This window comes from Klebsiella sp. CB_Kp196 (genome assembly GCF_040061575.1).
In the GTDB taxonomy this organism is placed as follows: Bacteria; Pseudomonadota; Gammaproteobacteria; order Enterobacterales; family Enterobacteriaceae; genus Klebsiella; species Klebsiella michiganensis.
On the sequence record NZ_JBEAFH010000050.1, the window covers coordinates 17,847 to 40,831 of the forward strand.

Genomic DNA, 22,985 nt, shown 5'->3' on the forward strand with positions numbered 1-22,985 from the left:
GATATCCGTCAGGTCAATTTCTCAGCCCGGTAAGCGTATCGCCTCCGGGCTCATTGTTTTTAAACAGGTAACGATCGTGCTCAACAAACTTTCTCGTCTGCTTGATGAAGCAGGTATTTCACTTACCGATCACCAGAAAAACCAGCTTGTCGCCTACGTTGGCATGCTGGATAAGTGGAATAAGGCCTATAACCTGACCTCGGTTCGCGATCCTGACGAGATGCTGGTACGCCACATCCTCGACAGCATTGTTGTTGCGCCATACCTTAAAGGAACGCGTTTTATCGATGTCGGTACGGGGCCTGGGCTGCCGGGTATCCCGCTGGCTATCGTGCGTCCTGAATCCCACTTCACCCTGCTGGACAGTCTGGGCAAGCGAGTACGTTTCCTTCGGCAAGTCCAGCATGAGCTCAAACTGGATAACGTCACCCCGGTACAAAGCCGGGTGGAAGAGTTCCCGGCAGAGCCGCCGTTTGACGGCGTGATTAGCCGCGCATTTGCGTCGCTGAATGACATGGTGAGCTGGTGCCATCATTTACCTGCAGAGAACGGTCACTTTTATGCGCTCAAGGGCTTAGCGCAGGAAGATGAAATGGCAAATCTGCCGGAAGGGGTCGTCATTAAGGAAGTTGTCGAACTGCATGTGCCTCAGCTGGAAGGGGAGCGTCACCTTGTGGTGATTCAGCCAAAAATGATTTAATTTTTATCAAAAAATGTGAAAAAAACACGGTCCGTGGATGTTACAAAAATAAAAGTCACGGCAGGGTATTATCGGACTGTCTTTAACCCTGGGGTTACCAGGGGTTTTCTTTCCGTTAACTTTGCCCTGTTGCTTTACCAACAGAATAGTCAACATTGAAAATATCAGTACGCTAAAAATCTCGCTGCTTGCACTTCATACTGATGTTAAATTTTTATTATGAATGTCAATAAAAGGTTTTTATTGTATATGGGATTGTTTTAGAAAGAATACCTGGTTTTTATGTTGAATATCAAACGGATAAAAAATTGAGTTTTATGTACAGAATTAATTCGATTTCGCGAAAAATGTTTATTATGTGATCTGATGCACGCTTTAATTGCCGATTTTTCGCGGTATTTGCAGTTTTGCATGACGGCTCACAGATCGGTGAAATGCATGAAAAGTTGTCTGTCGGAAAATAATTAAACATTTATTCACTATTTTGCTACTTATTGTTTGAAATCACGAGGCGTCACCGTATAATTTGTCCGCTTTTTGATGCTTGACTCTTCGTCTTAAAGGACGTTTTATACGACACGCGACATACCTCGAAGGGAGCAGGAGTAAAAACGTGATGTCAGTGTCGCTCTTGAGTCGAAACGTTGCTCGTAAGCTTCTGTTTATTCAGTTACTGGCAGTAATAGCAAGTGGACTGCTGTTCAGCCTCAAAGACCCTTTCTGGGGCATCTCCGCGGTGAGTGGAGGTTTGGCGGTTCTTTTGCCAAACATGATATTTATGATTTTTGCCTGGCGTCATCAGGCGCATACACCAGCTAAAGGCCGAGTGGCCTGGTCCTTCGCCATTGGTGAAGCCTTCAAGGTGTTGCTGACCTTCGCCTTTCTGGCGGTGGCGCTGGCGGTTTTGAAAGTGGTATTTTTGCCGCTGATAGTGACGTGGGTTTTGGTGCTGGTGGTACAAGTTCTGGCGCCAGCTGTAATTAACAACAAAGGGTAAAAGGCATCATGGCTTCAGAAAATATGACGCCGCAGGATTACATAGGCCACCATCTGAACAACCTTCAGCTGGACCTGCGTACATTCTCGCTGGTGGATCCGCACAACCCCCCGGCCACCTTCTGGACGCTCAACATTGACTCCATGTTTTTCTCAGTGGTGCTCGGTCTGTTATTCCTGTTTATGTTCCGCAGCGTGGCTAAAAAGGCGACAACCGGCGTACCTGGTAAATTCCAGACCTTCATTGAGATGATCATCGGCTTCGTCCATGGCAGCGTCAAAGATATGTATCACGGCAAGAGCAAGGTCATTGCTCCGCTGGCCCTCACCGTGTTCGTCTGGGTATTCCTGATGAACCTGATGGATCTGCTGCCTATCGACTTTATCCCTTGGATCGGCGAACACGTTCTCGGTCTGCCTGCTCTGCGCGTGGTGCCGTCAGCTGACGTTAACATCACCCTGTCGATGGCGCTTGGCGTATTTATCCTGATTCTTTTCTACAGCATCAAAATGAAAGGCGTGGGCGGGTTCGTTAAAGAACTGACCCTGCAGCCGTTCAATCACTGGGCGTTCATTCCTGTCAACTTAATCCTTGAAGGGGTAAGCCTGCTGTCAAAACCTGTATCACTGGGTCTGCGACTGTTCGGCAACATGTATGCCGGTGAGCTGATTTTCATTCTGATTGCTGGCCTGTTGCCGTGGTGGTCACAGTGGATTCTGAATGTGCCATGGGCCATTTTCCACATCCTGATTATTACGCTGCAAGCCTTCATCTTCATGGTTCTGACGATCGTCTATCTGTCGATGGCATCTGAAGAGCATTGATTTTTACCAACATACTACGTTTTAACTGAAACAAACTGGAGACTGTCATGGAAAACCTGAATATGGATCTGCTGTACATGGCTGCCGCTGTGATGATGGGTCTGGCGGCAATCGGTGCTGCGATCGGTATCGGCATCCTCGGGGGTAAATTCCTGGAAGGCGCAGCGCGTCAACCGGATCTGATTCCTCTGCTGCGTACTCAGTTCTTTATCGTTATGGGTCTGGTGGATGCTATCCCGATGATCGCTGTAGGTCTGGGTCTGTACGTGATGTTCGCCGTCGCGTAGTAAGTTGTTCGAAAGAAACCTAAGCCACAGAGTTATTTTTTAAGAGGTATTGTGCTGTGAACATGAACGCAACAATCCTCGGCCAGGCCATCGCGTTTGTTATCTTCGTATGGTTCTGCATGAAGTATGTATGGCCGCCTTTAATGGCTGCCATCGAAAAGCGCCAGAAAGAAATTTCTGACGGTTTAGCTTCTGCAGAACGCGCTAAGAAAGATTTGGACCTTGCACAGGCCAACGCGACCGACCAGCTGAAAAAAGCGAAAGCGGAAGCCCAGGTAATCATCGAGCAGGCGAACAAGCGTCGCTCTCAGATCCTGGATGAAGCAAAAGCGGAAGCAGAACAGGAACGCACCAAAATCGTCGCACAGGCGCAGGCTGAAATCGATGCCGAACGTAAACGTGCCCGTGAGGAGCTGCGTAAGCAGGTTGCTATCCTGGCTGTTGCTGGCGCCGAGAAGATCATCGAACGTTCCGTGGATGAAGCTGCTAACAGCGACATCGTGGATAAACTTGTCGCTGAACTGTAAGGAGGGAGGGGCTGATGTCTGAATTTGTAACGGTAGCTCGCCCCTACGCCAAAGCAGCTTTTGACTTTGCCGTCGAACACAACAGCGTTGAACGCTGGCAGGATATGCTGGCGTTTGTTGCTGAAGTGACTAAAAACGAAGAAATGGCAGAGCTACTCTCTGGCGCACTGGCGCCGGAAACGCTCTCTGATGTGTTTATCGCGGTTTGTGGTGAGCAACTGGACGAAAATGGTCAAAACCTGATCCGGGTGATGGCTGAAAATGGTCGTCTGAAAGCGCTCCCTGATGTTCTCGAGCAGTTCATTCACCTGCGCGCTGCCAGTGAGGCAACCGCAGAGGTAGAAGTTATTTCTGCCGCTCAAATGAGTGACGAACAGCTTGCGAAAATTACCGCCGCGATGGAAAAACGTCTGTCACGCAAAGTTAAGCTGAATTGCAAAATCGATAAGTCTGTAATGGCAGGCGTAATCATCCGTTCGGGTGATATGGTCATTGATGGTAGCGTACGCGGCCGTCTTGAACGCCTTGCAGACGTCTTGCAGTCTTAAGGGGACTGGAGCATGCAACTGAATTCCACCGAAATCAGCGAACTGATCAAGCAGCGCATTGCTCAGTTCAATGTTGTGAGCGAGGCTCATAACGAAGGTACTATCGTTTCTGTAAGTGACGGTGTTATCCGCATTCACGGCCTGGCCGATTGTATGCAGGGTGAGATGATCGCTCTGCCGGGTAACCGTTACGCTATCGCACTGAACCTGGAGCGCGACTCCGTAGGTGCAGTTGTGATGGGTCCGTACGCTGACCTCGCCGAAGGTATGAAGGTTAAATGTACTGGCCGTATCCTTGAAGTTCCGGTTGGCCGCGGCCTGCTGGGACGTGTGGTTAACACCCTGGGTGCACCGATTGATGGTAAAGGTCCGCTGGAGCACGACGGCTTCTCCGCCGTTGAAGCTATCGCGCCGGGCGTAATCGAACGTCAGTCCGTCGATCAGCCGGTGCAGACCGGTTATAAATCCGTTGATGCCATGATCCCAATCGGTCGTGGACAGCGTGAACTGATCATCGGCGACCGTCAGACCGGTAAAACCGCGCTGGCTATCGACGCCATCATCAACCAACGTGATTCCGGCATCAAGTGCGTCTACGTAGCCATCGGCCAGAAAGCGTCCACGATTTCTAACGTGGTACGTAAACTGGAAGAACACGGCGCGCTGGCTAACACCATCGTTGTGGTTGCAACCGCATCTGAATCTGCCGCACTGCAATACCTGGCGCCGTACGCCGGTTGTGCAATGGGTGAATACTTCCGCGACCGCGGTGAAGATGCGCTGATCATTTATGATGACCTGTCTAAACAGGCCGTTGCTTATCGTCAGATCTCCCTGCTGCTCCGCCGTCCGCCTGGACGTGAAGCATTCCCGGGCGACGTATTCTACCTCCACTCTCGTCTGCTGGAGCGTGCTGCACGTGTTAACGTCGAATACGTTGAAGCTTTCACCAAAGGTGAAGTGAAGGGTAAAACCGGTTCTCTGACTGCGCTGCCGATTATCGAAACCCAGGCGGGTGACGTTTCTGCGTTCGTTCCGACCAACGTAATTTCCATTACCGATGGTCAGATCTTCCTGGAAACCAACCTGTTTAACTCCGGTATTCGTCCTGCGGTTAACCCGGGTATCTCCGTATCCCGTGTTGGTGGTGCAGCTCAGACCAAGATCATGAAGAAACTGTCCGGTGGTATTCGTACCGCTCTGGCACAGTATCGCGAACTGGCGGCGTTCTCCCAGTTTGCCTCTGACCTTGATGATGCAACCCGTAAGCAGCTGGACCACGGTCAGAAAGTGACCGAACTGCTGAAACAGAAACAGTATGCGCCGATGTCCGTTGCGCAGCAGTCTCTGGTTCTGTTCGCGGCAGAACGTGGTTATCTGGCGGATGTCGAGCTGTCGAAAATCGGTAGCTTTGAAGCCGCTCTGCTGGCTTACGTCGACCGTGATCACGCTCCGTTGATGCAAGAGATCAACCAGTCCGGTGGCTATAACGACGAAATCGAAGGCAAGCTGAAAGGCATCCTCGATTCCTTCAAAGCAACCCAATCCTGGTAAAGTCTGGCGGCTTGCTCTAGGGCAGGCCGCAAGGCATTGAGGAGAAGCTCATGGCCGGCGCAAAAGAGATACGTAGTAAGATCGCAAGCGTCCAGAACACGCAAAAGATCACTAAAGCGATGGAAATGGTCGCCGCTTCCAAAATGCGTAAATCGCAGGAGCGTATGGCGGCCAGCCGTCCTTATGCAGATACGATGCGCAAAGTGATCGGTCACCTTGCGAACGGTAATCTGGAATATAAGCACCCTTACCTGGAAGAACGCGACGTTAAACGCGTGGGCTACCTGGTGGTGTCTACCGACCGTGGTCTGTGCGGTGGCTTGAACATTAACCTGTTCAAAAAGCTGCTGGCGGAAATGAAAGCATGGTCCGATAAAGGCGTTCAGTGCGAACTCGCAATGATCGGCTCCAAGGGCGTGTCGTTCTTTAATTCCGTTAGCGGTAATGTTGTCGCCCAGGTGACGGGTATGGGGGATAACCCATCCCTGTCCGAACTGATTGGTCCGGTAAAAGTGATGTTGCAGGCCTACGATGAAGGCCGTCTGGACAAGCTGTATATTGTCAGCAACAAATTTATTAACACCATGTCTCAGGTTCCAACCATCACTCAGCTGCTGCCGTTACCGGCTTCAGAAGATGGTGAGTTGAAGCGTAAATCCTGGGATTACCTGTATGAACCCGATCCGAAAGCGCTGCTGGATACCCTGCTGCGCCGTTATGTGGAATCTCAGGTTTATCAGGGCGTGGTAGAAAACCTGGCCAGCGAGCAGGCCGCACGTATGGTGGCGATGAAAGCCGCGACCGACAATGGCGGCAGCCTGATTAAAGAGCTGCAGTTGGTATACAACAAAGCTCGTCAGGCCAGCATTACTCAGGAACTCACCGAGATCGTCGGTGGAGCATCCGCGGTATAACCAGGTTAATTCGTAGAGGATTCAAGATGGCTACTGGAAAAATTGTCCAGGTAATCGGCGCCGTGGTCGACGTCGAATTCCCTCAGGATGCCGTACCGCGCGTGTACGAGGCTCTTGAGGTACAAAATGGTAGTGAGAATCTGGTGCTGGAAGTTCAGCAGCAGCTCGGCGGCGGTATTGTTCGTACCATCGCCATGGGTTCTTCCGACGGTCTGCGTCGCGGTCTGGAAGTAAAAGACCTCGAGCATCCGATCGAAGTCCCGGTAGGTAAAGCAACGCTGGGTCGTATCATGAACGTACTGGGCCAACCGGTAGACATGAAAGGCGACATCGGTGAAGAAGAGCGTTGGGCTATCCACCGCGCAGCACCTTCCTACGAAGAGTTGTCAAACTCTCAGGAACTGCTGGAAACCGGCATCAAAGTTATCGACCTGATGTGTCCGTTTGCGAAGGGCGGTAAAGTTGGTCTGTTCGGTGGTGCGGGTGTAGGTAAAACCGTAAACATGATGGAGCTGATCCGTAACATCGCGATCGAGCACTCCGGTTACTCCGTGTTTGCGGGCGTAGGTGAACGTACTCGTGAGGGTAACGACTTCTACCACGAAATGACCGACTCCAACGTTATCGATAAAGTATCCCTGGTGTATGGCCAGATGAACGAGCCGCCGGGAAACCGTCTGCGCGTTGCGCTGACCGGCCTGACCATGGCTGAGAAGTTCCGTGACGAAGGTCGTGACGTTCTGCTGTTCGTCGATAACATCTATCGTTACACCCTGGCCGGTACTGAAGTATCCGCACTGCTGGGCCGTATGCCTTCAGCGGTAGGTTACCAGCCGACTCTGGCGGAAGAGATGGGCGTTCTGCAGGAACGTATCACCTCCACCAAAACCGGCTCTATCACTTCCGTACAGGCGGTATACGTACCCGCGGATGACTTGACTGACCCGTCTCCAGCAACCACCTTTGCGCACCTTGACGCAACCGTGGTACTGAGCCGTCAGATCGCTTCTCTGGGTATCTATCCGGCAGTTGACCCGCTGGACTCCACCAGCCGTCAGCTGGATCCGCTGGTTGTTGGTCAGGAGCACTACGACACCGCTCGTGGCGTTCAGTCCATCCTGCAGCGTTATCAGGAACTGAAAGACATCATCGCCATCCTGGGTATGGATGAACTGTCTGAAGAAGATAAACTGGTGGTAGCTCGCGCGCGTAAGATTCAGCGCTTCCTGTCCCAGCCGTTCTTCGTGGCAGAAGTATTTACCGGTTCTCCGGGCAAATACGTCTCCCTGAAAGACACCATCCGTGGCTTTAAAGGCATCATGGAAGGCGAATACGATCACCTGCCGGAGCAGGCGTTCTACATGGTCGGTTCTATCGACGAAGCCGTGGAAAAAGCCAAAAAACTTTAACGCCTTAATCGGAGGGTGATATGGCAATGACTTACCACCTGGACGTCGTCAGCGCAGAGAAACAAATGTTCTCTGGTCTGGTCGAGAAAATCCAGGTAACGGGTAGCGAAGGTGAACTGGGTATTTACCCGGGGCACGCGCCGCTGCTCACCGCCATTAAGCCTGGTATGATTCGCATCGTTAAGCAGCACGGTCACGAAGAATTTATCTACCTGTCAGGCGGCATTCTTGAAGTGCAGCCGGGTAGCACGACCGTTCTGGCTGATACGGCAATTCGTGGCCAGGATCTCGACGAAGCGCGAGCCCTGGAAGCGAAACGTAAGGCTGAAGAGCACATTAAGAGCTCTCATGGTGACGTGGACTACGCTCAGGCGTCTGCGGAACTGGCCAAAGCGATCGCTAAACTGCGCGTTATCGAGTTGACCAAAAAAGCGATGTAACACCGGCTTGAACGCTAAAAGCCAGTCTGGTTTCCAGGCTGGCTTTTTTAATGGCTTCGTTTCAGAAAAAACAAAACTAAAAAGCGGGTTTAAAAATTTTGTGATGCATGTCTCATTTTTGTTGATCGTTTAAAAGATGAAGCGTAGACTTGCTTTTGTGATGTGAGTCACAAAAAAAATTCATCAAAAACGTAATCGCTATCCAGGAAGAGATCATGAAACTGCTTAATAAAATCGTCGCTTTCTTCAGTGCTATGAACGTAACCTTCGGTACGTTCAACCACTAAGAAGTCAACTTTCCAGACTGTTTTTGCGCTGTACCGCTAACTAAAACGACAACACATGCGGTGTGAAGCAGACAGAAAGTGAAAAGGTCGCCCCAGGGCGACCTTTATGTTTTTCACGCATAGCGGGTTAGTCGCGGCTGAGGAAGTTACCGGTGTTGAAGCTGCCGTCGGCCTCACGCGTCAGCGGGTCCGGCAGCGCCAGCGTCTGATAATCGGCGCTGTTAATGCGTTTTCCCTGGGCGTTGATGCTTCTGCCGCCGTGGATAAAATAGTTGCTATCGTCAATATTCCCGACAACGGCATCGTCATATTTCCCAGGCTGGCTGCGCAGGGAAAGGTTCTCGCTGAAGGTGCCCTGCGTTTCCGGCGCACCGTACGGACTCGGGCGGAACAGGTAGTTAAAGCGCTGGTTATCTACCGCGACGTTGTTAACCACCACCAGCTTGCCGGGGTTAAAGTTGTCGGTAAAACCGTCCAGATGGTTATCGATGGCGATGCTGTTACGTACCTCGTGGGCGACCGGCTGCCCTTCCCCACCGAGCTTAAACCCGTTACTGGTATTATTGCGGGCAATAGAGTTCTCGATCGCCACAACGCCGTTTGCACCGTCCTCAATTTTATTAAACAGGTCGAAACCGTCGTCGATATTATCGTGCGAGTAACAGCCCTCCAGCCGGTTACCCTCTCCTACGCGCATTTTCACCGCGAAGCCGTCGGCGTTAATTTTGCCCGGATCCTCGTTACTAAAGGATTCAGAATTCACTACCCGGTTAAAGCTGGCCCACAGCGGGCGTCCAACATCCGCCGGAGAGGAAATTTGAATGCCGGTATCATCGTTACGATACGCGGTGACGTTCTCGATCAGGTTATGGCTGCCCTGTACGCGCAGGCTCTTGTCCGTAATCTCAATCCCATCGATATGCCAGTAGCTGGCATCCAGCAGCAGCCCGTGAATCACCGCTTTTCCGTCGGCTTTTAGCGTTTTGATTTTGTCCTTCAGGCCGCTGGCGCTGACAGGAATGGCCGTTTGCGGGTAATCTCCGGCGGCTAATACAATTTGCCCGCCGGGCGGGACGAGTTTGATAGCGGAGACGAAATCCAGCGGCGAGTCCGCCGTCCCTTTTGCCTGAGATTGTCCCTCTGGCGCGGCGTAGAGCGTATTGCCTGTCACTTGGGGACTCTGTTCAACCGTCAGCGTCTGGGTCAGCGTTTCCGCGCCGGTAGCCGGAGTGAAGCGGATTTCGAACGTGCTTTTATCTTTCAGTACGGCAGGCTGGGTAAACATTTCCCCGGCCTTCACGGTTTTATCCTGCCCGATCACCACTTCATCCTGACGAACGGTGATGCGCCCATCGCTGTTGGTGCGCGCCTGTAGGATGTAAGCTTTGCTCTGGCTTACTGTTCCCGAAGCAATTTGCATAACCGGCGGCCAGCCTTTAGCGACATACGGCGCGGAGGGAACCGTATGTGCCGCTGAGGTGGTGAGCGAGGCGTTGCTGACGGTGATTTTTGCATTACGTGAGGCGAAGAAGCCGACGTAGTAATGTTCTTTATCCTGCCGGGCAACCAGATCGGCGTGAGGAACCTGCTGGCTTACCCATTCATTACTGCCCGTTGCTGCCCATGAGGTAATAAACCCGTCGTTGGTGCGTTCCAGTCTGAGCTGGAACGTCGGCGTTTGCTGGATATCGATTTTCTCTTTATAGCTCTGACGCTTTATTGATGCGCCCGCATTGCCCCACGGTTGGGTTATCCCTTCCCGGCTGATAGCCTGCAATTTGATATGTGAGCCATCTTTTTTATCCTGCGTCATAATGGCGTTCATCACCATATTGGATGCCGCCGGAAACTCTTCGTAGCCGACCTTCAGCGGCTGTTGACGCGGAACTCCTATTACATCGCGGACCAGCAGTCCCGCACCTTCCTGTGCCGCAGGACGCGCGCCATTTTCCGGGCCAAACTGATTGACGGTCACCGTAGCCTGCAGGATAAAATTCTGGCTGGTCGGTAGCCGGGTGTAAAAGAAGGTCAGTCCGTCGTGAGAATTGGCTATTTTACCTCCCCGGCTCTCGATGGTAATGGGCTGGCTGAGGTCGGCGACGTCCTGCGGCGTCAGTTTTTTTCCGGCGATGGTGACATCGTTGACGCCAATTTTTTCCGGCAGAACATTCGAGGAAAAATTGCTGTCGGTAGATTGCCCAAAGGCGATTGCCCGCCACTGATGACCATCGTTGGCCTGCAGCGGTAGCGCGATCATCGTACTGCAAAGGGTTAATGCCAAAGGTATTTTGTTATTCATTCTTTTCTCCTGGGTAATTATTAACCGGCATTATCAGGAAAATGAAATGGTGTTTCTATTTATCACGTCACAATTAATGAATATTAAAACTGTGTTTTATTTTATGGGTTTTCTTTATTTACCCGCCAAAAAAACAGCAAAAGCAGAGGGATAGCCGGCATTGCCACTCATTAAAATGCTTTTTTTGCGCTAAACGGGTTTGCGCTGACTAAAAATACCCACCTAAAATGGTGTATAGCGTTACGCTTGTGCATTTTATCTTCGTCTCGTTTCATGATGAAAAATATGTAGATATTTCAACGTGAAAGGCTTTTACTTTTCGTTCCAACAGCAGTCAGGATGCGTATGTCAAACAGTCCGATGAGCGTGGTTATTCTTGCCGCTGGCAAAGGTACCCGCATGTATTCCGATCTTCCTAAGGTGTTGCATTCGCTGGCCGGGAAGCCAATGGTGCAGCATGTTATTGATGCAGCTAAAGAATTAGGCGCTTCCGCCGTACATCTGGTGTACGGGCACGGCGGCGATCTGCTTCGCCAGACGCTGCACGAAGATAACCTCAACTGGGTCCTGCAGGCCGAACAGCTAGGTACCGGCCACGCTATGCAGCAGGCGGCGCCGTTCTTCAGCGATGATGAAGATATCCTGATGCTGTACGGCGACGTGCCGCTCATTTCCGTCGAAACATTGAAGCGTCTGCGGGAAGCGAAACCGCAGGGCGGCATCGGTCTGTTGACGGTGAAGCTTGACGATCCGACCGGCTACGGCCGCATCACGCGCGATAACGGCGCGGTGACGGGCATTGTCGAGCATAAGGACGCCAGCGACGAGCAGCGCCGGATTCAGGAAATTAATACCGGGATTCTGGTCGCCAATGGCGCGGATCTTAAACGCTGGCTGGCTAAGCTCACCAACAACAACGTTCAGGGTGAATACTACATCACCGATATTATCGCCATGGCCTATGAAGAAGGTCGTGAAATTGCCGCTGTTCATCCTCAGCGTCTAAGCGAAGTGGAAGGCGTGAATAACCGCCTGCAGCTCTCCCGGCTTGAGCGCGTCTGGCAGTCTGAAAAGGCTGAAGAACTGCTGCTCGCGGGCGTTATGCTGCGCGATCCGGCGCGTTTTGATCTGCGCGGCGTGCTGAAACACGGGCGCGATGTCGAAATTGATACTAACGTTATCTTCGAAGGTGACGTGGTGCTGGGGGATCGGGTAAAGATTGGCACCGGCTGCGTCATCAAGAACAGCATCATTGGTGATGATTGCGAGATCAGCCCCTATACCGTGGTAGAGGATGCTCATCTGGCCGCCGCCTGTACCATTGGGCCGTTCGCGCGGCTGCGCCCAGGCGCTGAACTTCTCGAAGGCGCGCACGTCGGCAACTTTGTTGAAATTAAAAAGGCGCGTCTGGGTAAAGGCACGAAGGCCGGGCATCTCTCCTATCTCGGAGACGCCGAGATAGGCGATAACGTGAATATCGGCGCGGGCACCATCACCTGTAACTATGATGGCGCAAATAAGCATAAAACGGTGATCGGCGATGACGTATTTGTTGGCTCAGACAGCCAGCTGGTCGCTCCGGTGACCGTCGGCAAGGGGGTCACCATTGCCGCAGGAACAACGGTAACGCGTAACGTTGCCGATAATGAATTAGTGTTAAGCCGCGTGCCGCAGGTTCATAAACAGGGCTGGCAGCGCCCGGTGAAGAAAAAGTAACGCGATTTCTCTTTCGCCCTTTTCGGGGGAAAGAGCGGGGTGAGGGGATAAAATAATCCTCCCCCCACGGCAGTACCCATAAAAATAACCCCACTCTCTACAAGGCTCGGGGCGCCCGAAAATACGGGTAAACAGGTTGACCGACAACGTATGGCATACAGCCAAAATCGGAATTAAAAACTATGTGTGGAATTGTTGGCGCAGTCGCGCAGCGTGATATTGCTGAAATCCTTCTCGAAGGTTTACGTCGTCTGGAATACCGCGGTTATGACTCCGCCGGTCTGGCCGTCGTCGATAACGAAGGTCATATGAACCGCGTTCGCCGCCTCGGGAAAGTACAGATGCTGGCCCAGGCGCTGGAAGAGCATCCGTTGCACGGCGGTACCGGGATTGCCCATACCCGCTGGGCGACGCACGGCGAACCGTCTGAAGGTAACGCGCATCCGCATGTTTCTGACTATATTGTGGTGGTGCATAACGGGATCATCGAAAACCATGAGCCGCTGCGCGAGCTGTTGCAGTCGAGGGGCTACGTTTTCGCCTCCGAGACTGACACGGAGGTTATTGCGCACCTGGTTCACTGGGAGCTGGAACAGGGCGGTACTCTGCGTGATGCGGTTCTGCGGACTATCCCGCAGCTGCGCGGCGCTTACGGTACCGTGATCATGGATTCCCGCGATCCGGGTACGCTGCTGGCCGCTCGTTCAGGAAGCCCGCTGGTGATTGGCCTGGGGATGGGGGAAAACTTCATTGCCTCCGATCAGCTGGCGCTGCTGCCGGTTACCCGCCGCTTTATCTTCCTCGAAGAGGGCGATATTGCGGAAGTCACCCGCCGTTCCGTGACTCTCTTTGACAAATCCGGCGCCGAAGTGCAGCGCCCGGATATTGAATCCAGTCTGCAGTACGACGCGGGCGATAAAGGTATCTATCGTCACTATATGCAGAAAGAGATCTACGAGCAGCCGAACGCCATCAAAAATACCCTCTCCGGGCGCATTAGCCACGGCGAGGTTGATTTAAGCGAGCTGGGCCCGCAGGCTAACGAGCTGCTGTCTAAGGTCGAGCATATTCAGATCATCGCCTGCGGCACCTCCTACAACTCAGGTATGGTGTCCCGCTACTGGTTTGAGTCGCTGGCAGGGGTGCCGTGCGATGTTGAAATCGCCTCCGAGTTCCGCTATCGCAAATCGGCCGTGCGTCGCAACAGCCTGATGATCACTCTCTCTCAATCCGGCGAGACGGCGGACACCCTCGCCGGCCTGCGCCTGTCGAAAGAGTTGGGCTATCTGGGGTCGCTGGCGATTTGTAACGTGCCTGGGTCATCCCTGGTGCGTGAGTCCGATCTGGCGATGATGACCAACGCCGGGACGGAAATCGGCGTCGCCTCGACTAAAGCCTTCACGACGCAGCTGACCGTTCTGCTGATGCTGGTGGCGAAACTGGCGCGACTCAAAGGCCAGGATGCGTCGATTGAACATGATATCGTGCATGGCCTGCAGGCGCTGCCGAGCCGCATTGAGCAGGTGCTTTCGCACGACAAGCGTATTGAGGCGCTGGCTGAGAACTTCTCTGACAAACACCACGCGCTGTTCCTTGGCCGCGGCGATCAGTATCCCATTGCCCTGGAAGGGGCGCTGAAGCTGAAAGAGATCTCCTATATTCATGCGGAAGCCTATGCTGCCGGCGAGCTGAAGCATGGTCCGCTGGCGCTGATTGACGCTGAAATGCCGGTGGTGGTGGTCGCGCCGAACAACGAACTGCTGGAAAAATTGAAATCCAACATTGAAGAGGTTCGCGCTCGCGGCGGCCAGCTGTACGTTTTTGCTGACGGCGATGCGGGTTTCACCGGCAGCGACAATATGCACATCATTGAGATGCCGCATGTTGAAGAGGCGATCGCGCCAATCTTCTATACCGTACCGCTGCAGCTGCTGGCGTATCACGTCGCGCTGATCAAAGGGACTGACGTTGACCAGCCGCGTAACCTGGCGAAATCAGTTACCGTGGAATAACGATTTTACAGCGCTGAAAGGGCTGCCGTCCGGCGGCCCTTTTTATTTGCGGTTATTTGCAGCGAACAGCGAGATCCCACCCGCTTTATGACAGCCTGTCATTTTTGAGACGCTTTTGCGCTGTCATAAAAATAAAATTTTCCGCTAATCTTTCTATCATTAACCATAGTAACAACATGATTTGTATTGTTTTTATTTAACGTAAATTCCCGTCTTTTTGCTTGTCATAAAACTGTAATAATTCGTACATTTTACTGTCACCTGTTTGTCCTATTTTGCTCACCATAGCTTCGAAACAATGGTTTACGAATCCAGCAGGAGACATTATGAACGTTATGCGTACCACCGTCGCAACAGTTGTCGCCGCGACCTTATCGATGAGCGCTTTCTCTGTTTTTGCAGCAGCAAGCCTGACTGGCGCAGGTGCAACTTTCCCCGCGCCGGTGTATGCCAAATGGGCAGATACCTATAACAAGGAAACGGGTAATAAAGTCAATTACCAGGGTATCGGCTCCTCTGGCGGCGTAAAACAAATTACGGCCAACACCGTAGACTTCGGTGCTTCTGATGCCCCTCTTGCTGATGACAAGCTGGCTCAGGAAGGTCTGTTCCAGTTTCCGACCGTTATCGGCGGCGTAGTGCTGGCAATTAACCTGCCTGGCGTGAAATCCGGTGAGCTGGTGCTTGACGGTAAAACGCTGGGTGATATCTACCTGGGCAAAATCAAAAAATGGGATGACGCGGCGATTGCTAAGCTCAACCCGGGCATGAAGCTGCCTTCTCAGAACATCGCGGTGGTTCGTCGTGCTGATGGTTCCGGTACTTCCTTCGTTTTCACCAGCTATCTGGCGAAGGTGAACGAAGAGTGGAAATCTAAAATCGGCGCGGGCTCAACCGTTAACTGGCCGACCGGTCTGGGCGGTAAAGGCAACGACGGCATCGCCGCGTTCGTTCAGCGTCTGCCGGGCTCTATCGGCTACGTAGAATATGCCTACGCAAAACAGAACAACCTCGCTTACACCAAACTGCTGTCCGCCGATGGCAAGCCGGTGAGCCCGACTGAAGATAACTTCGCTAACGCGGCGAAAGAAATCGACTGGAGCAAATCCTTTGCACAGGATCTGACGAATCAGAAAGGCGACAACGCATGGCCGATCACTTCAACCACCTTCATTCTGGTCCACAAGGCTTCCAACAAGCCAGAGCAGACCGCCGAAGTGCTGAAGTTCTTCGACTGGGCGTATAAAAACGGCGGTAAAGAAGCCAACGCGCTGGACTATGCTACCCTGCCGGAAAGCGTGGTTGAGCAAGTTCGCGCGGCATGGAAGACCAACGTAAAAGACAGCAGCGGTAAAGCGCTGTACTAATACCCGTCAGCCTTCGAGCTACAGGTGCGTTGGCAGCGCTTGTTCACCCCGGTCACATAGCCCATCTATGTTCCCGGGGATCCACAAGCCAGCTGCCTGCCTGCAGCTCGAATTATTTAGGGTATGGCATTACCTTTGCCAGAAAGATCAGTAAACTACGATTTTTTCTGGCCCGAAACTGAAGAGTAACTTATGGCTGCAACCAAGCCGGCATTTAACCCTCCGGGGAAAAAGGGTGACATAATTTTCAGCGTGCTGGTAAAACTGGCGGCGCTGATTGTGCTATTGATGCTTGGCGGCATCATCGTCTCCCTTATCATCTCGTCCTGGCCAAGCATTGAGAAATTTGGCTTTGCCTTTCTGTGGACCAAAGAGTGGGATGCGCCGAACCAGATTTTCGGCGCCCTGGTACCCATTTACGGGACGCTGGTCACCTCATTTATCGCGCTGCTGATCGCCGTACCGGTGAGCTTCGGTATTGCGCTGTTCCTGACGGAACTGTCACCCGCCTGGCTGAAGCGCCCGCTGGGTATCGCTATTGAGCTGCTGGCCGCGATCCCCAGTATCGTTTACGGCATGTGGGGCCTGTTTATTTTCGCCCCGCTGTTTGCGACCTATTTTCAGGAGCCGGTTGGCAACGTTCTGTCGACCATTCCGTTCGTTGGCGCGCTCTTTGCGGGCCCGGCATTTGGTATCGGTATTCTGGCGGCGGGCGTGATTCTGGCCATCATGATCATTCCTTACATCGCGGCCGTTATGCGTGACGTCTTTGAACAGACGCCGGTGATGATGAAAGAGTCCGCCTACGGTATCGGCTGCACAACGTGGGAAGTTATCTGGCGTATCGTTCTGCCTTTCACCAAAAACGGCGTGATCGGCGGGGTAATGCTCGGTCTGGGGCGCGCGCTGGGGGAAACCATGGCGGTGACCTTTATTATCGGCAACACCTACCAGCTTGATAGCGCTTCGTTATATATGCCGGGCAACAGCATCACCTCCGCGCTGGCGAATGAGTTTGCCGAAGCGGAAACCGGACTGCACGTTGCCGCATTGATGGAGCTGGGCCTGATTCTGTTCGTTATCACCTTTATTGTTCTGGCCGCATCGAAGTTTATGATCATGCGCCTGGCTAAGAATGAGGGGGCTCGCTAATGGCGACGATTGAATTACAAACCACCGCGGAGCTGGCGGAATCCCGTCGCAAAATGCAGGCAAAACGCCGCATGAAAAACCGTCTCGCCCTGACGCTATCGATGGCGACCATGGCATTTGGTTTGTTCTGGCTGATCTGGATCCTGATGTCCACCGTCACCCGCGGCATCGACGGCATGAGCCTGGCGCTGTTTACTGAAATGACGCCGCCGCCAAATACGGCGGGCGGTGGTCTGGCAAACGCCCTGGCGGGCAGCGGATTGCTGATCCTCTGGTCGACGGTTATCGGTACCCCGCTGGGGATTCTGGCGGGGATTTATCTGGCGGAATATGGCCGTAAATCCTTGCTGGCCGAAGTGATTCGTTTTATTAACGATATCCTGCTTTCCGCGCCGTCGATTGTCGTCGGTCTGTTTGTTTACACCATCGTCGTTGCGCAGATGCAGCACTTTTCCGGCTGGGCGGGCGTGATTGCGCTGGCGCTGCTGCAGGTGCCTATCGTTATTCGTACCACTGAAAACATGCTGAAGCTGGTACCGGACAGCCTGCGTGAGGCGGCATATGCGTTGGGTACGCCGAAGTGGCGCATGATCTCTGCGATCACCCTGAAAGCATCGGTATCGGGCATTATGACAGGTATTCTGCTGGCCATCGCCCGTATCGCCGGGGAAACGGCGCCGCTGCTGTTTACCGCGCTCTCCAACCAGTTCTGGAGCACCGACATGATGCAGCCGATTGCGAACCTGCCGGTGACGATTTTCAAATTTGCCATGAGTCCCTTTGCGGAGTGGCAGCAACTGGCATGGGCCGGGGTCTTGATTATCACCCTGTGCGTATTGCTGCTGAACATTCTGGCGCGCGTTGTTTTCGCGAAGAATAAACACGGTTAATTTTTGCGGCGCGGCGAAACGCGGCGCCGAATGAGGAAAAGAACGAGATGAGTATGGTGAATGCGACCCCGGGTAAACTTTCAGTTCGTAACCTGAATTTCTACTACGGAAAATTCCATGCCCTGAAAAACATCAACCTGGATATTACCAAAAACCAGGTTACGGCGTTTATCGGACCGTCAGGCTGCGGTAAATCCACGCTGCTGCGTACGTTCAACAAAATGTTTGAGCTGTACCCGGAGCAGCGTGCGGAAGGCGAAATTCTGCTCGATGGCGATAATATTCTGACCAACACCCAAGATATCGCCCTGCTGCGCGCCAAAGTGGGGATGGTGTTCCAGAAGCCGACGCCGTTCCCGATGTCGATTTATGACAACATCGCCTTTGGCGTGCGCCTGTTTGAGAAGCTTTCCCGCACGGATATGGATGAGCGCGTGCAGTGGGCATTGACCAAAGCCGCATTGTGGAATGAAACCAAAGATAAACTGCATCAGAGCGGATATTCTCTCTCCGGTGGCCAGCAGCAGCGTCTGTGCATCGCGCGCGGTATCGCTATTCGTCCAGAAGTTCTGCTGCTGGATGAGCCCTGCTCGGCGCTGGACCCGATCTCTACCGGGCGTATTGAAGAGCTGATCACTGAACTGAAACAGGATTACACCGTCGTTATCGTGACCCACAACATGCAGCAGGCCGCGCGTTGCTCCGACCATACGGCATTTATGTATCTTGGCGAGCTGATTGAATTCAGCAACACGGACGATCTGTTTACCAAGCCCGCTAAGAAGCAAACTGAAGATTATATTACTGGCCGCTACGGTTGATTGCCCTTCTGCTACCAGGCTCTAACCTATTGGGCAATCAGGAGATACTATGGATAACCTAAATCTTAACAAACATATTTCCGGCCAGTTCAATGCTGAACTGGAGTACATCCGCACCCAGGTCATGACCATGGGTGGGCTGGTGGAGCAGCAGCTTTCTGATGCGATCACCGCGATGCATAACCAGGACAGCGAACTGGCAAAGCGCGTTATTGACGGCGACAAGCAGGTCAATATGATGGAAGTGGCGATCGATGAGGCCTGCGTGCGCATCATCGCCAAGCGTCAGCCGACCGCCAGCGACCTGCGTCTGGTGATGGCGATTATTAAAACCATCGCCGAGCTGGAACGCATCGGCGACGTCGCGGATAAAATCTGCCGCACCGCGCTGGAAAAATTCTCCCAGCAGCATCAGCCGCTGCTGGTGAGCCTGGAATCGCTGGGGCGCCACACCGTGCAGATGCTGCATGATGTGCTGGACGCCTTTGCGCGTATGGACCTTGATGAAGCGGTGCGTATTTATCGCGAAGATAAGAAAGTCGACCAGGAATATGAAGGCATCGTGCGCCAGCTGATGACCTATATGATGGAAGATTCGCGCACCATTCCAAGCGTCCTGACCGCCCTGTTCTGTGCCCGCTCGATTGAGCGTATCGGCGACCGTTGTCAGAACATCTGCGAATATATTTTCTACTTCGTTAAAGGTCAGGATTTCCGTCACGTTGGCGGCGACGAGCTGGATAAACTGCTAGCAGGGAAAGATCCTAAAGAGTAATAAATCACAGAGACTAATTCTGATAAAGGATTTATCAGAATTAGTTATGGTTAATGTTACTCCTGTTTTTAATTAACAAAATTGGTGCGATTGTCGTCACAAATAATAATTTCATCAATTGTGGTTTGATTTTAATAGCGTAACAATGTGGTACATTAATCGGGTGACTTGTTGCGGCAAGGCTCGAATAAAACTCTGGATTGTTACTGCGCAAGCAGGCAAAACCTGACATCACCGTTAACCTGGTGATGTCAGGTTTTTTTTTGCCAGATAATCCGCTATCAGCCGATGAAAGGGATTGTTACCGCAGCGCGGGCAAAACCTGAAGCAAGCCTCTTCTGTTTTCTGCAGGGGGATTGCTTCAGGTTTTTTTTGATTTGATGCAAGGCTGTTTGTGGGTAAACCAGGATGGTATTAACCGAATAAATAATAGTGCTGGTTTTAATAACGTTCTTTTTTTCCTTAAGGGGAACACCTTTTCGGTAACGAGCTTTATCGATAGAAAAATAAAAATACGCCTTCGCGTTAGTTGACATTTTATCGCGATATTCAGTTGCACCTGTTTTTATATAAAGGGAACTTATGTTTAAAAAAAATCTGATTACCTCGGCCATACTTATTATGGCGCCGCTCGCTTATACAACCCATGCTATGGCGGAATCGCTAACCGTTGAACAGCGTCTTGAGCTTCTGGAGAAGGCGCTTAAGGATACGCAGAGCGAACTAAAAAAATATCAAGATGAAGAGAAGGCCAGAAATCGACTCTGGATTGCCAGTACGCAGCCTGGCGCACCTGAGCAGAGTGCGTCCGCGCAGGTTGTCAGCGCGCCCGCACCGGCCGGCGGCGCTGCAAAACCGGCGGCGGTTCTGGTGAAAAACGAACAGCCCGCGGCTAACGGCGAGTCCATTTATAGTTCGATGACAATGAAGGATTTCAGCAAGTTTGTGAAGGATGAAATTGGCTTCAGCTATAACGGCTATTACCGTTCCGGCTGGGGGACCGCATCCCATGGTTCACCTAAGTCCTGGGCGATTGGCTCGCTGGGTCGCTTTGGTAATGAATATTCGGGCTGGTTTGATTTACAACTTAAGCAGCGGGTCTATCAGGAAGGCAATAAGCGGGTTGATGCGATCGTGATGCTTGACGGCAACGTCGGGCAGCAGTATTCCTCCGGCTGGTTTGGCGATAACGCTGGCGGCGAGAACTATATGCAGTTCTCTGATATGTACGTCAACACCAAAGGTTTCCTGCCATTCGCGCCGGAAGCGGATTTCTGGGTGGGTAAGCACGGTGCGCCGAAAATTGAAATCCAGATGCTGGACTGGAAAACGCAAAGAACCGATGCCGCAGCCGGCGTTGGCCTTGAAAACTGGAAGGTGGGCGCGGGTAAGTTTGATATTGCGCTGGTGCGCGAGGACGTTGATGACTACAACCGTACGTTGACCAAAAGCCAGCAAATTAACACCAATACTATTGATATTCGTTATAAAGAGATCCCGCTTTGGGATAAGGCGTCATTGATGGTCAGCGGCCGGTATGTCGCGGCAAATCAGAGCTCATCCGAGAAATATAATGAAGGTAATAATGGATATTATGAATGGAAAGATACCTGGATGGCGGGGACGTCGTTAACGCAGAAATTTGATAACGGCGGATTTAACGAATTTTCCTTCCTGCTGGCGAATAACTCCATCGCCAGCAGCTTCTCGCGCTATGCGGGATCCAGTCCGTATACCACATTCAACGGCAGATACTATGGCGATCATACCAACGGCACCGCCGTTCGCTTGACCTCGCAGGGGGAAACCTATTTGAGTGATGACATTATTATGGCGAACGCCATCGTTTACTCCTTTGGTAATGATGTCTACAGCTACGAGACCGGCGCGCACTCCGATTTTGAGTCTCTTCGCGCCGTCGTGCGCCCGGCCTGGATCTGGGATAAATATAATCAGACCGGCGTTGAATTGGGCTATTTCAAGCAGCAGAACAAAGATAGTACCGGCAAGAAATATAACGAATCCGGCTACAAAACTACCCTGTTCCATACCTTTAAAGTGAATACCAGTATGCTGACCTCCCGCCCGGAAATTCGTTTCTATGCGACTTATATTAAAGCGAAGGATATCGACCTGGATAAGGCGGCTAACAGCAATACCAGCAGCATTTTTGAAGATGGTAAGAACGATCAGTTTGCCGTTGGCGCTCAGGCTGAAATCTGGTGGTAAGGCTGGCAACGGTCAGGACAAAATTCTAAAGAGGAATAAAGATGAAACGACATGCTATTTACTTCGCTCTGGCGCTGGCGGGCGCGGCGTTTACCGCTCATGCCGCGCCGTTTCCGGTCACGCCGAGCGCGGCGATCCCGGTCAGCCAGTATATTACGCAGGTTAACGCCGATAAGAGTATCACCTTCCGCCTGTTTGCCCCGGATGCAAAACGGGTGTCCGTGGTGACGGGGGCAACGCCGGATACCTTTGTCTCCCATGATATGAGCAAAGATGAGCAGGGGATCTGGACATGGAAAAGCGATGCGCTGGCTCCCAATCTCTACGAATACTATTTTGATGTCGACGGATTCCGTTCCGTCGATACCGGTAGCCGCTATCAGAAGCCACAGCGTCAGGTGAATACCAGCCTGATCCTGGTCCCCGGCAGCATTCTTGACGATCGCGCGGTCGCTCACGGCGAGCTACGAACCCTGACCTATCATTCAAAGGCGCTGAACGCTGAGCGTCGCGTCTACGTGTGGACGCCGCCAGGCTATACCGGTACCGGCGAATCGCTGCCGGTGCTCTATTTCTATCACGGTTTTGGCGACAGCGGACTGTCGGCCATCGACCAGGGCCGTATTCCGCAAATCATGGATAACCTGCTGGCGGAAGGCAAAATCAAGCCCATGCTGGTGGTGGTGCCGGATACCGAAACCGATATTCCTGACGCGATTGCGGAAAACTTCCCGCCGCAGGAGCGGCGTAAAACCTTCTATCCGCTGAATGCGAAAGCGGCTGATAAAGAGCTGATGAACGATATTATTCCGCTGATTGATGCGCGCTTTAACGTGCGTAAAGACGCGGACGGCCGGGCGCTTGCCGGGCTGTCGCAGGGCGGTTATCAGGCGCTGGTCTCCGGAATGAACCATCTGGAGAGCTTCGGCTGGCTGGCGACGTTCAGCGGCGTAACGACAACCACGGTACCGGATGCCGGCGTCGAGGCGCAGCTACACAACCCACAGGCGATCAACAAGCAGCTGCGTAACTTTACCGTCGTCGTGGGCGAGAAAGACGTGGTTACCGGCAAGGATATCGCCGGGCTGAAAGCGGAGCTGGAGAAGCAGAAAATCAACTTTGATTACCATGAGTATCCGGGCCTGAACCATGAAATGGACGTCTGGCGTCCCGCCTACGCCGAATTTGTACAGAAGTTGTTCAAATAGCATGAAGGAGCCAGTTCGCTGGCTCCTTA

The 22,985-nt window shown here is 52.5% G+C and carries 21 protein-coding genes; 19 read left to right on the forward strand and 2 right to left on the reverse strand.

Annotated features, from left to right (window positions below):
- Nucleotides 1-76: 76 nt before the first annotated feature.
- The 10 genes from rsmG (at nt 77) to ABLU87_RS16815 (ending at nt 8,200) form a co-directional block, all read left to right on the forward strand.
- On the forward strand, nt 77-700 hold the full coding sequence (rsmG, locus tag ABLU87_RS16770) for a 16S rRNA (guanine(527)-N(7))-methyltransferase RsmG (RefSeq protein ID WP_004855770.1): 624 nt from the start codon (nt 77-79) through the stop codon (nt 698-700).
- A 616-nt stretch (nt 701-1,316) separates the two neighbouring features.
- Entirely contained in the window at nt 1,317-1,697 is a 381-nt protein-coding gene (atpI, locus tag ABLU87_RS16775; protein WP_004127040.1) for a F0F1 ATP synthase subunit I, read from the forward strand.
- An 8-nt stretch (nt 1,698-1,705) separates the two neighbouring features.
- Complete coding sequence (gene atpB / locus ABLU87_RS16780) at nt 1,706-2,521, forward strand: F0F1 ATP synthase subunit A (protein ID WP_004127037.1); 816 nt, start codon at nt 1,706-1,708, stop codon at nt 2,519-2,521.
- Nucleotides 2,522-2,568: 47 nt separating this feature from the next.
- Nucleotides 2,569-2,808: a F0F1 ATP synthase subunit C gene (gene atpE, locus ABLU87_RS16785; RefSeq protein WP_000429386.1), complete on the forward strand. Its 240-nt coding sequence runs from the start codon at nt 2,569-2,571 to the stop codon at nt 2,806-2,808.
- Nucleotides 2,809-2,864: 56 nt separating this feature from the next.
- The gene (gene atpF, locus ABLU87_RS16790) at nt 2,865-3,335 is read left to right on the forward strand and encodes a F0F1 ATP synthase subunit B (protein ID WP_004107293.1); all 471 of its coding nucleotides are present in this window, start codon (nt 2,865-2,867) and stop codon (nt 3,333-3,335) included.
- 14 nt (nt 3,336-3,349) lie between these two features.
- Entirely contained in the window at nt 3,350-3,883 is a 534-nt protein-coding gene (gene atpH, locus ABLU87_RS16795) for a F0F1 ATP synthase subunit delta (protein ID WP_004855764.1), read from the forward strand.
- A 12-nt stretch (nt 3,884-3,895) separates the two neighbouring features.
- On the forward strand, nt 3,896-5,437 hold the full coding sequence (gene atpA, locus ABLU87_RS16800; RefSeq protein ID WP_004127029.1) for a F0F1 ATP synthase subunit alpha: 1,542 nt from the start codon (nt 3,896-3,898) through the stop codon (nt 5,435-5,437).
- Between the two features lie 50 nt (nt 5,438-5,487).
- On the forward strand, nt 5,488-6,351 hold the full coding sequence (gene atpG / locus ABLU87_RS16805) for a F0F1 ATP synthase subunit gamma (protein WP_004107278.1): 864 nt from the start codon (nt 5,488-5,490) through the stop codon (nt 6,349-6,351).
- A 26-nt stretch (nt 6,352-6,377) separates the two neighbouring features.
- A complete protein-coding gene (atpD, locus tag ABLU87_RS16810; protein WP_004107276.1) occupies nt 6,378-7,760 on the forward strand; it encodes a F0F1 ATP synthase subunit beta in 1,383 nt (460 codons plus the stop codon).
- A gap of 20 nt (nt 7,761-7,780) precedes the next feature.
- Nucleotides 7,781-8,200, forward strand: a complete 420-nt coding sequence (locus ABLU87_RS16815; protein WP_004107274.1) for a F0F1 ATP synthase subunit epsilon — start codon at nt 7,781-7,783, stop codon at nt 8,198-8,200.
- Nucleotides 8,201-8,614: 414 nt separating this feature from the next.
- On the opposite strand, the gene ABLU87_RS16820 is transcribed toward ABLU87_RS16815, so the two are convergent.
- Complete coding sequence (locus ABLU87_RS16820) at nt 8,615-10,786, reverse strand: right-handed parallel beta-helix repeat-containing protein (protein ID WP_049104201.1); 2,172 nt, start codon at nt 10,784-10,786, stop codon at nt 8,615-8,617.
- A 345-nt stretch (nt 10,787-11,131) separates the two neighbouring features.
- On the opposite strand from ABLU87_RS16820, the gene glmU reads away from it, so the two are divergent.
- From glmU to phoU, 7 genes are all read left to right on the forward strand, one after another.
- On the forward strand, nt 11,132-12,502 hold the full coding sequence (gene glmU / locus ABLU87_RS16825) for a bifunctional UDP-N-acetylglucosamine diphosphorylase/glucosamine-1-phosphate N-acetyltransferase GlmU (RefSeq protein ID WP_025107543.1): 1,371 nt from the start codon (nt 11,132-11,134) through the stop codon (nt 12,500-12,502).
- Between the two features lie 182 nt (nt 12,503-12,684).
- The gene (gene glmS / locus ABLU87_RS16830; RefSeq protein WP_196942142.1) at nt 12,685-14,514 is read left to right on the forward strand and encodes a glutamine--fructose-6-phosphate transaminase (isomerizing); all 1,830 of its coding nucleotides are present in this window, start codon (nt 12,685-12,687) and stop codon (nt 14,512-14,514) included.
- Nucleotides 14,515-14,840: 326 nt separating this feature from the next.
- On the forward strand, nt 14,841-15,881 hold the full coding sequence (gene pstS, locus ABLU87_RS16835) for a phosphate ABC transporter substrate-binding protein PstS (protein ID WP_004127017.1): 1,041 nt from the start codon (nt 14,841-14,843) through the stop codon (nt 15,879-15,881).
- Nucleotides 15,882-16,073: 192 nt separating this feature from the next.
- The gene (gene pstC, locus ABLU87_RS16840) at nt 16,074-17,033 is read left to right on the forward strand and encodes a phosphate ABC transporter permease PstC (protein ID WP_004107261.1); all 960 of its coding nucleotides are present in this window, start codon (nt 16,074-16,076) and stop codon (nt 17,031-17,033) included.
- Nucleotides 17,033-17,923 carry a phosphate ABC transporter permease PstA gene (gene pstA, locus ABLU87_RS16845; RefSeq protein WP_004855748.1) on the forward strand — a complete coding sequence of 297 codons (891 nt, stop codon included), beginning with the start codon at nt 17,033-17,035 and terminating at the stop codon, nt 17,921-17,923. Before pstC ends, pstA begins: the two co-directional genes overlap by 1 nt.
- Nucleotides 17,924-17,970: 47 nt before the next feature.
- On the forward strand, nt 17,971-18,744 hold the full coding sequence (gene pstB / locus ABLU87_RS16850) for a phosphate ABC transporter ATP-binding protein PstB (RefSeq protein WP_004855746.1): 774 nt from the start codon (nt 17,971-17,973) through the stop codon (nt 18,742-18,744).
- 49 nt (nt 18,745-18,793) lie between these two features.
- Nucleotides 18,794-19,519 (forward strand): phosphate signaling complex protein PhoU, encoded by a 726-nt coding sequence (phoU, locus tag ABLU87_RS16855; RefSeq protein WP_004107251.1) that lies wholly within the window; start codon nt 18,794-18,796, stop codon nt 19,517-19,519.
- Between the two features lie 281 nt (nt 19,520-19,800).
- On the opposite strand, the gene ABLU87_RS16860 is transcribed toward phoU, so the two are convergent.
- Entirely contained in the window at nt 19,801-20,055 is a 255-nt protein-coding gene (locus tag ABLU87_RS16860; protein WP_048262974.1) for a hypothetical protein, read from the reverse strand.
- 46 nt (nt 20,056-20,101) lie between these two features.
- Here ABLU87_RS16860 and ABLU87_RS16865 point away from each other — a divergent pair, with 46 nt between their 5' ends.
- Both ABLU87_RS16865 and ABLU87_RS16870 read left to right on the forward strand, forming a co-directional pair.
- Entirely contained in the window at nt 20,102-21,748 is a 1,647-nt protein-coding gene (locus ABLU87_RS16865; protein ID WP_014839861.1) for a carbohydrate porin, read from the forward strand.
- Between the two features lie 41 nt (nt 21,749-21,789).
- Nucleotides 21,790-22,956 (forward strand): alpha/beta hydrolase-fold protein, encoded by a 1,167-nt coding sequence (locus ABLU87_RS16870; protein ID WP_122116943.1) that lies wholly within the window; start codon nt 21,790-21,792, stop codon nt 22,954-22,956.
- Nucleotides 22,957-22,985 lie beyond the last annotated feature (29 nt).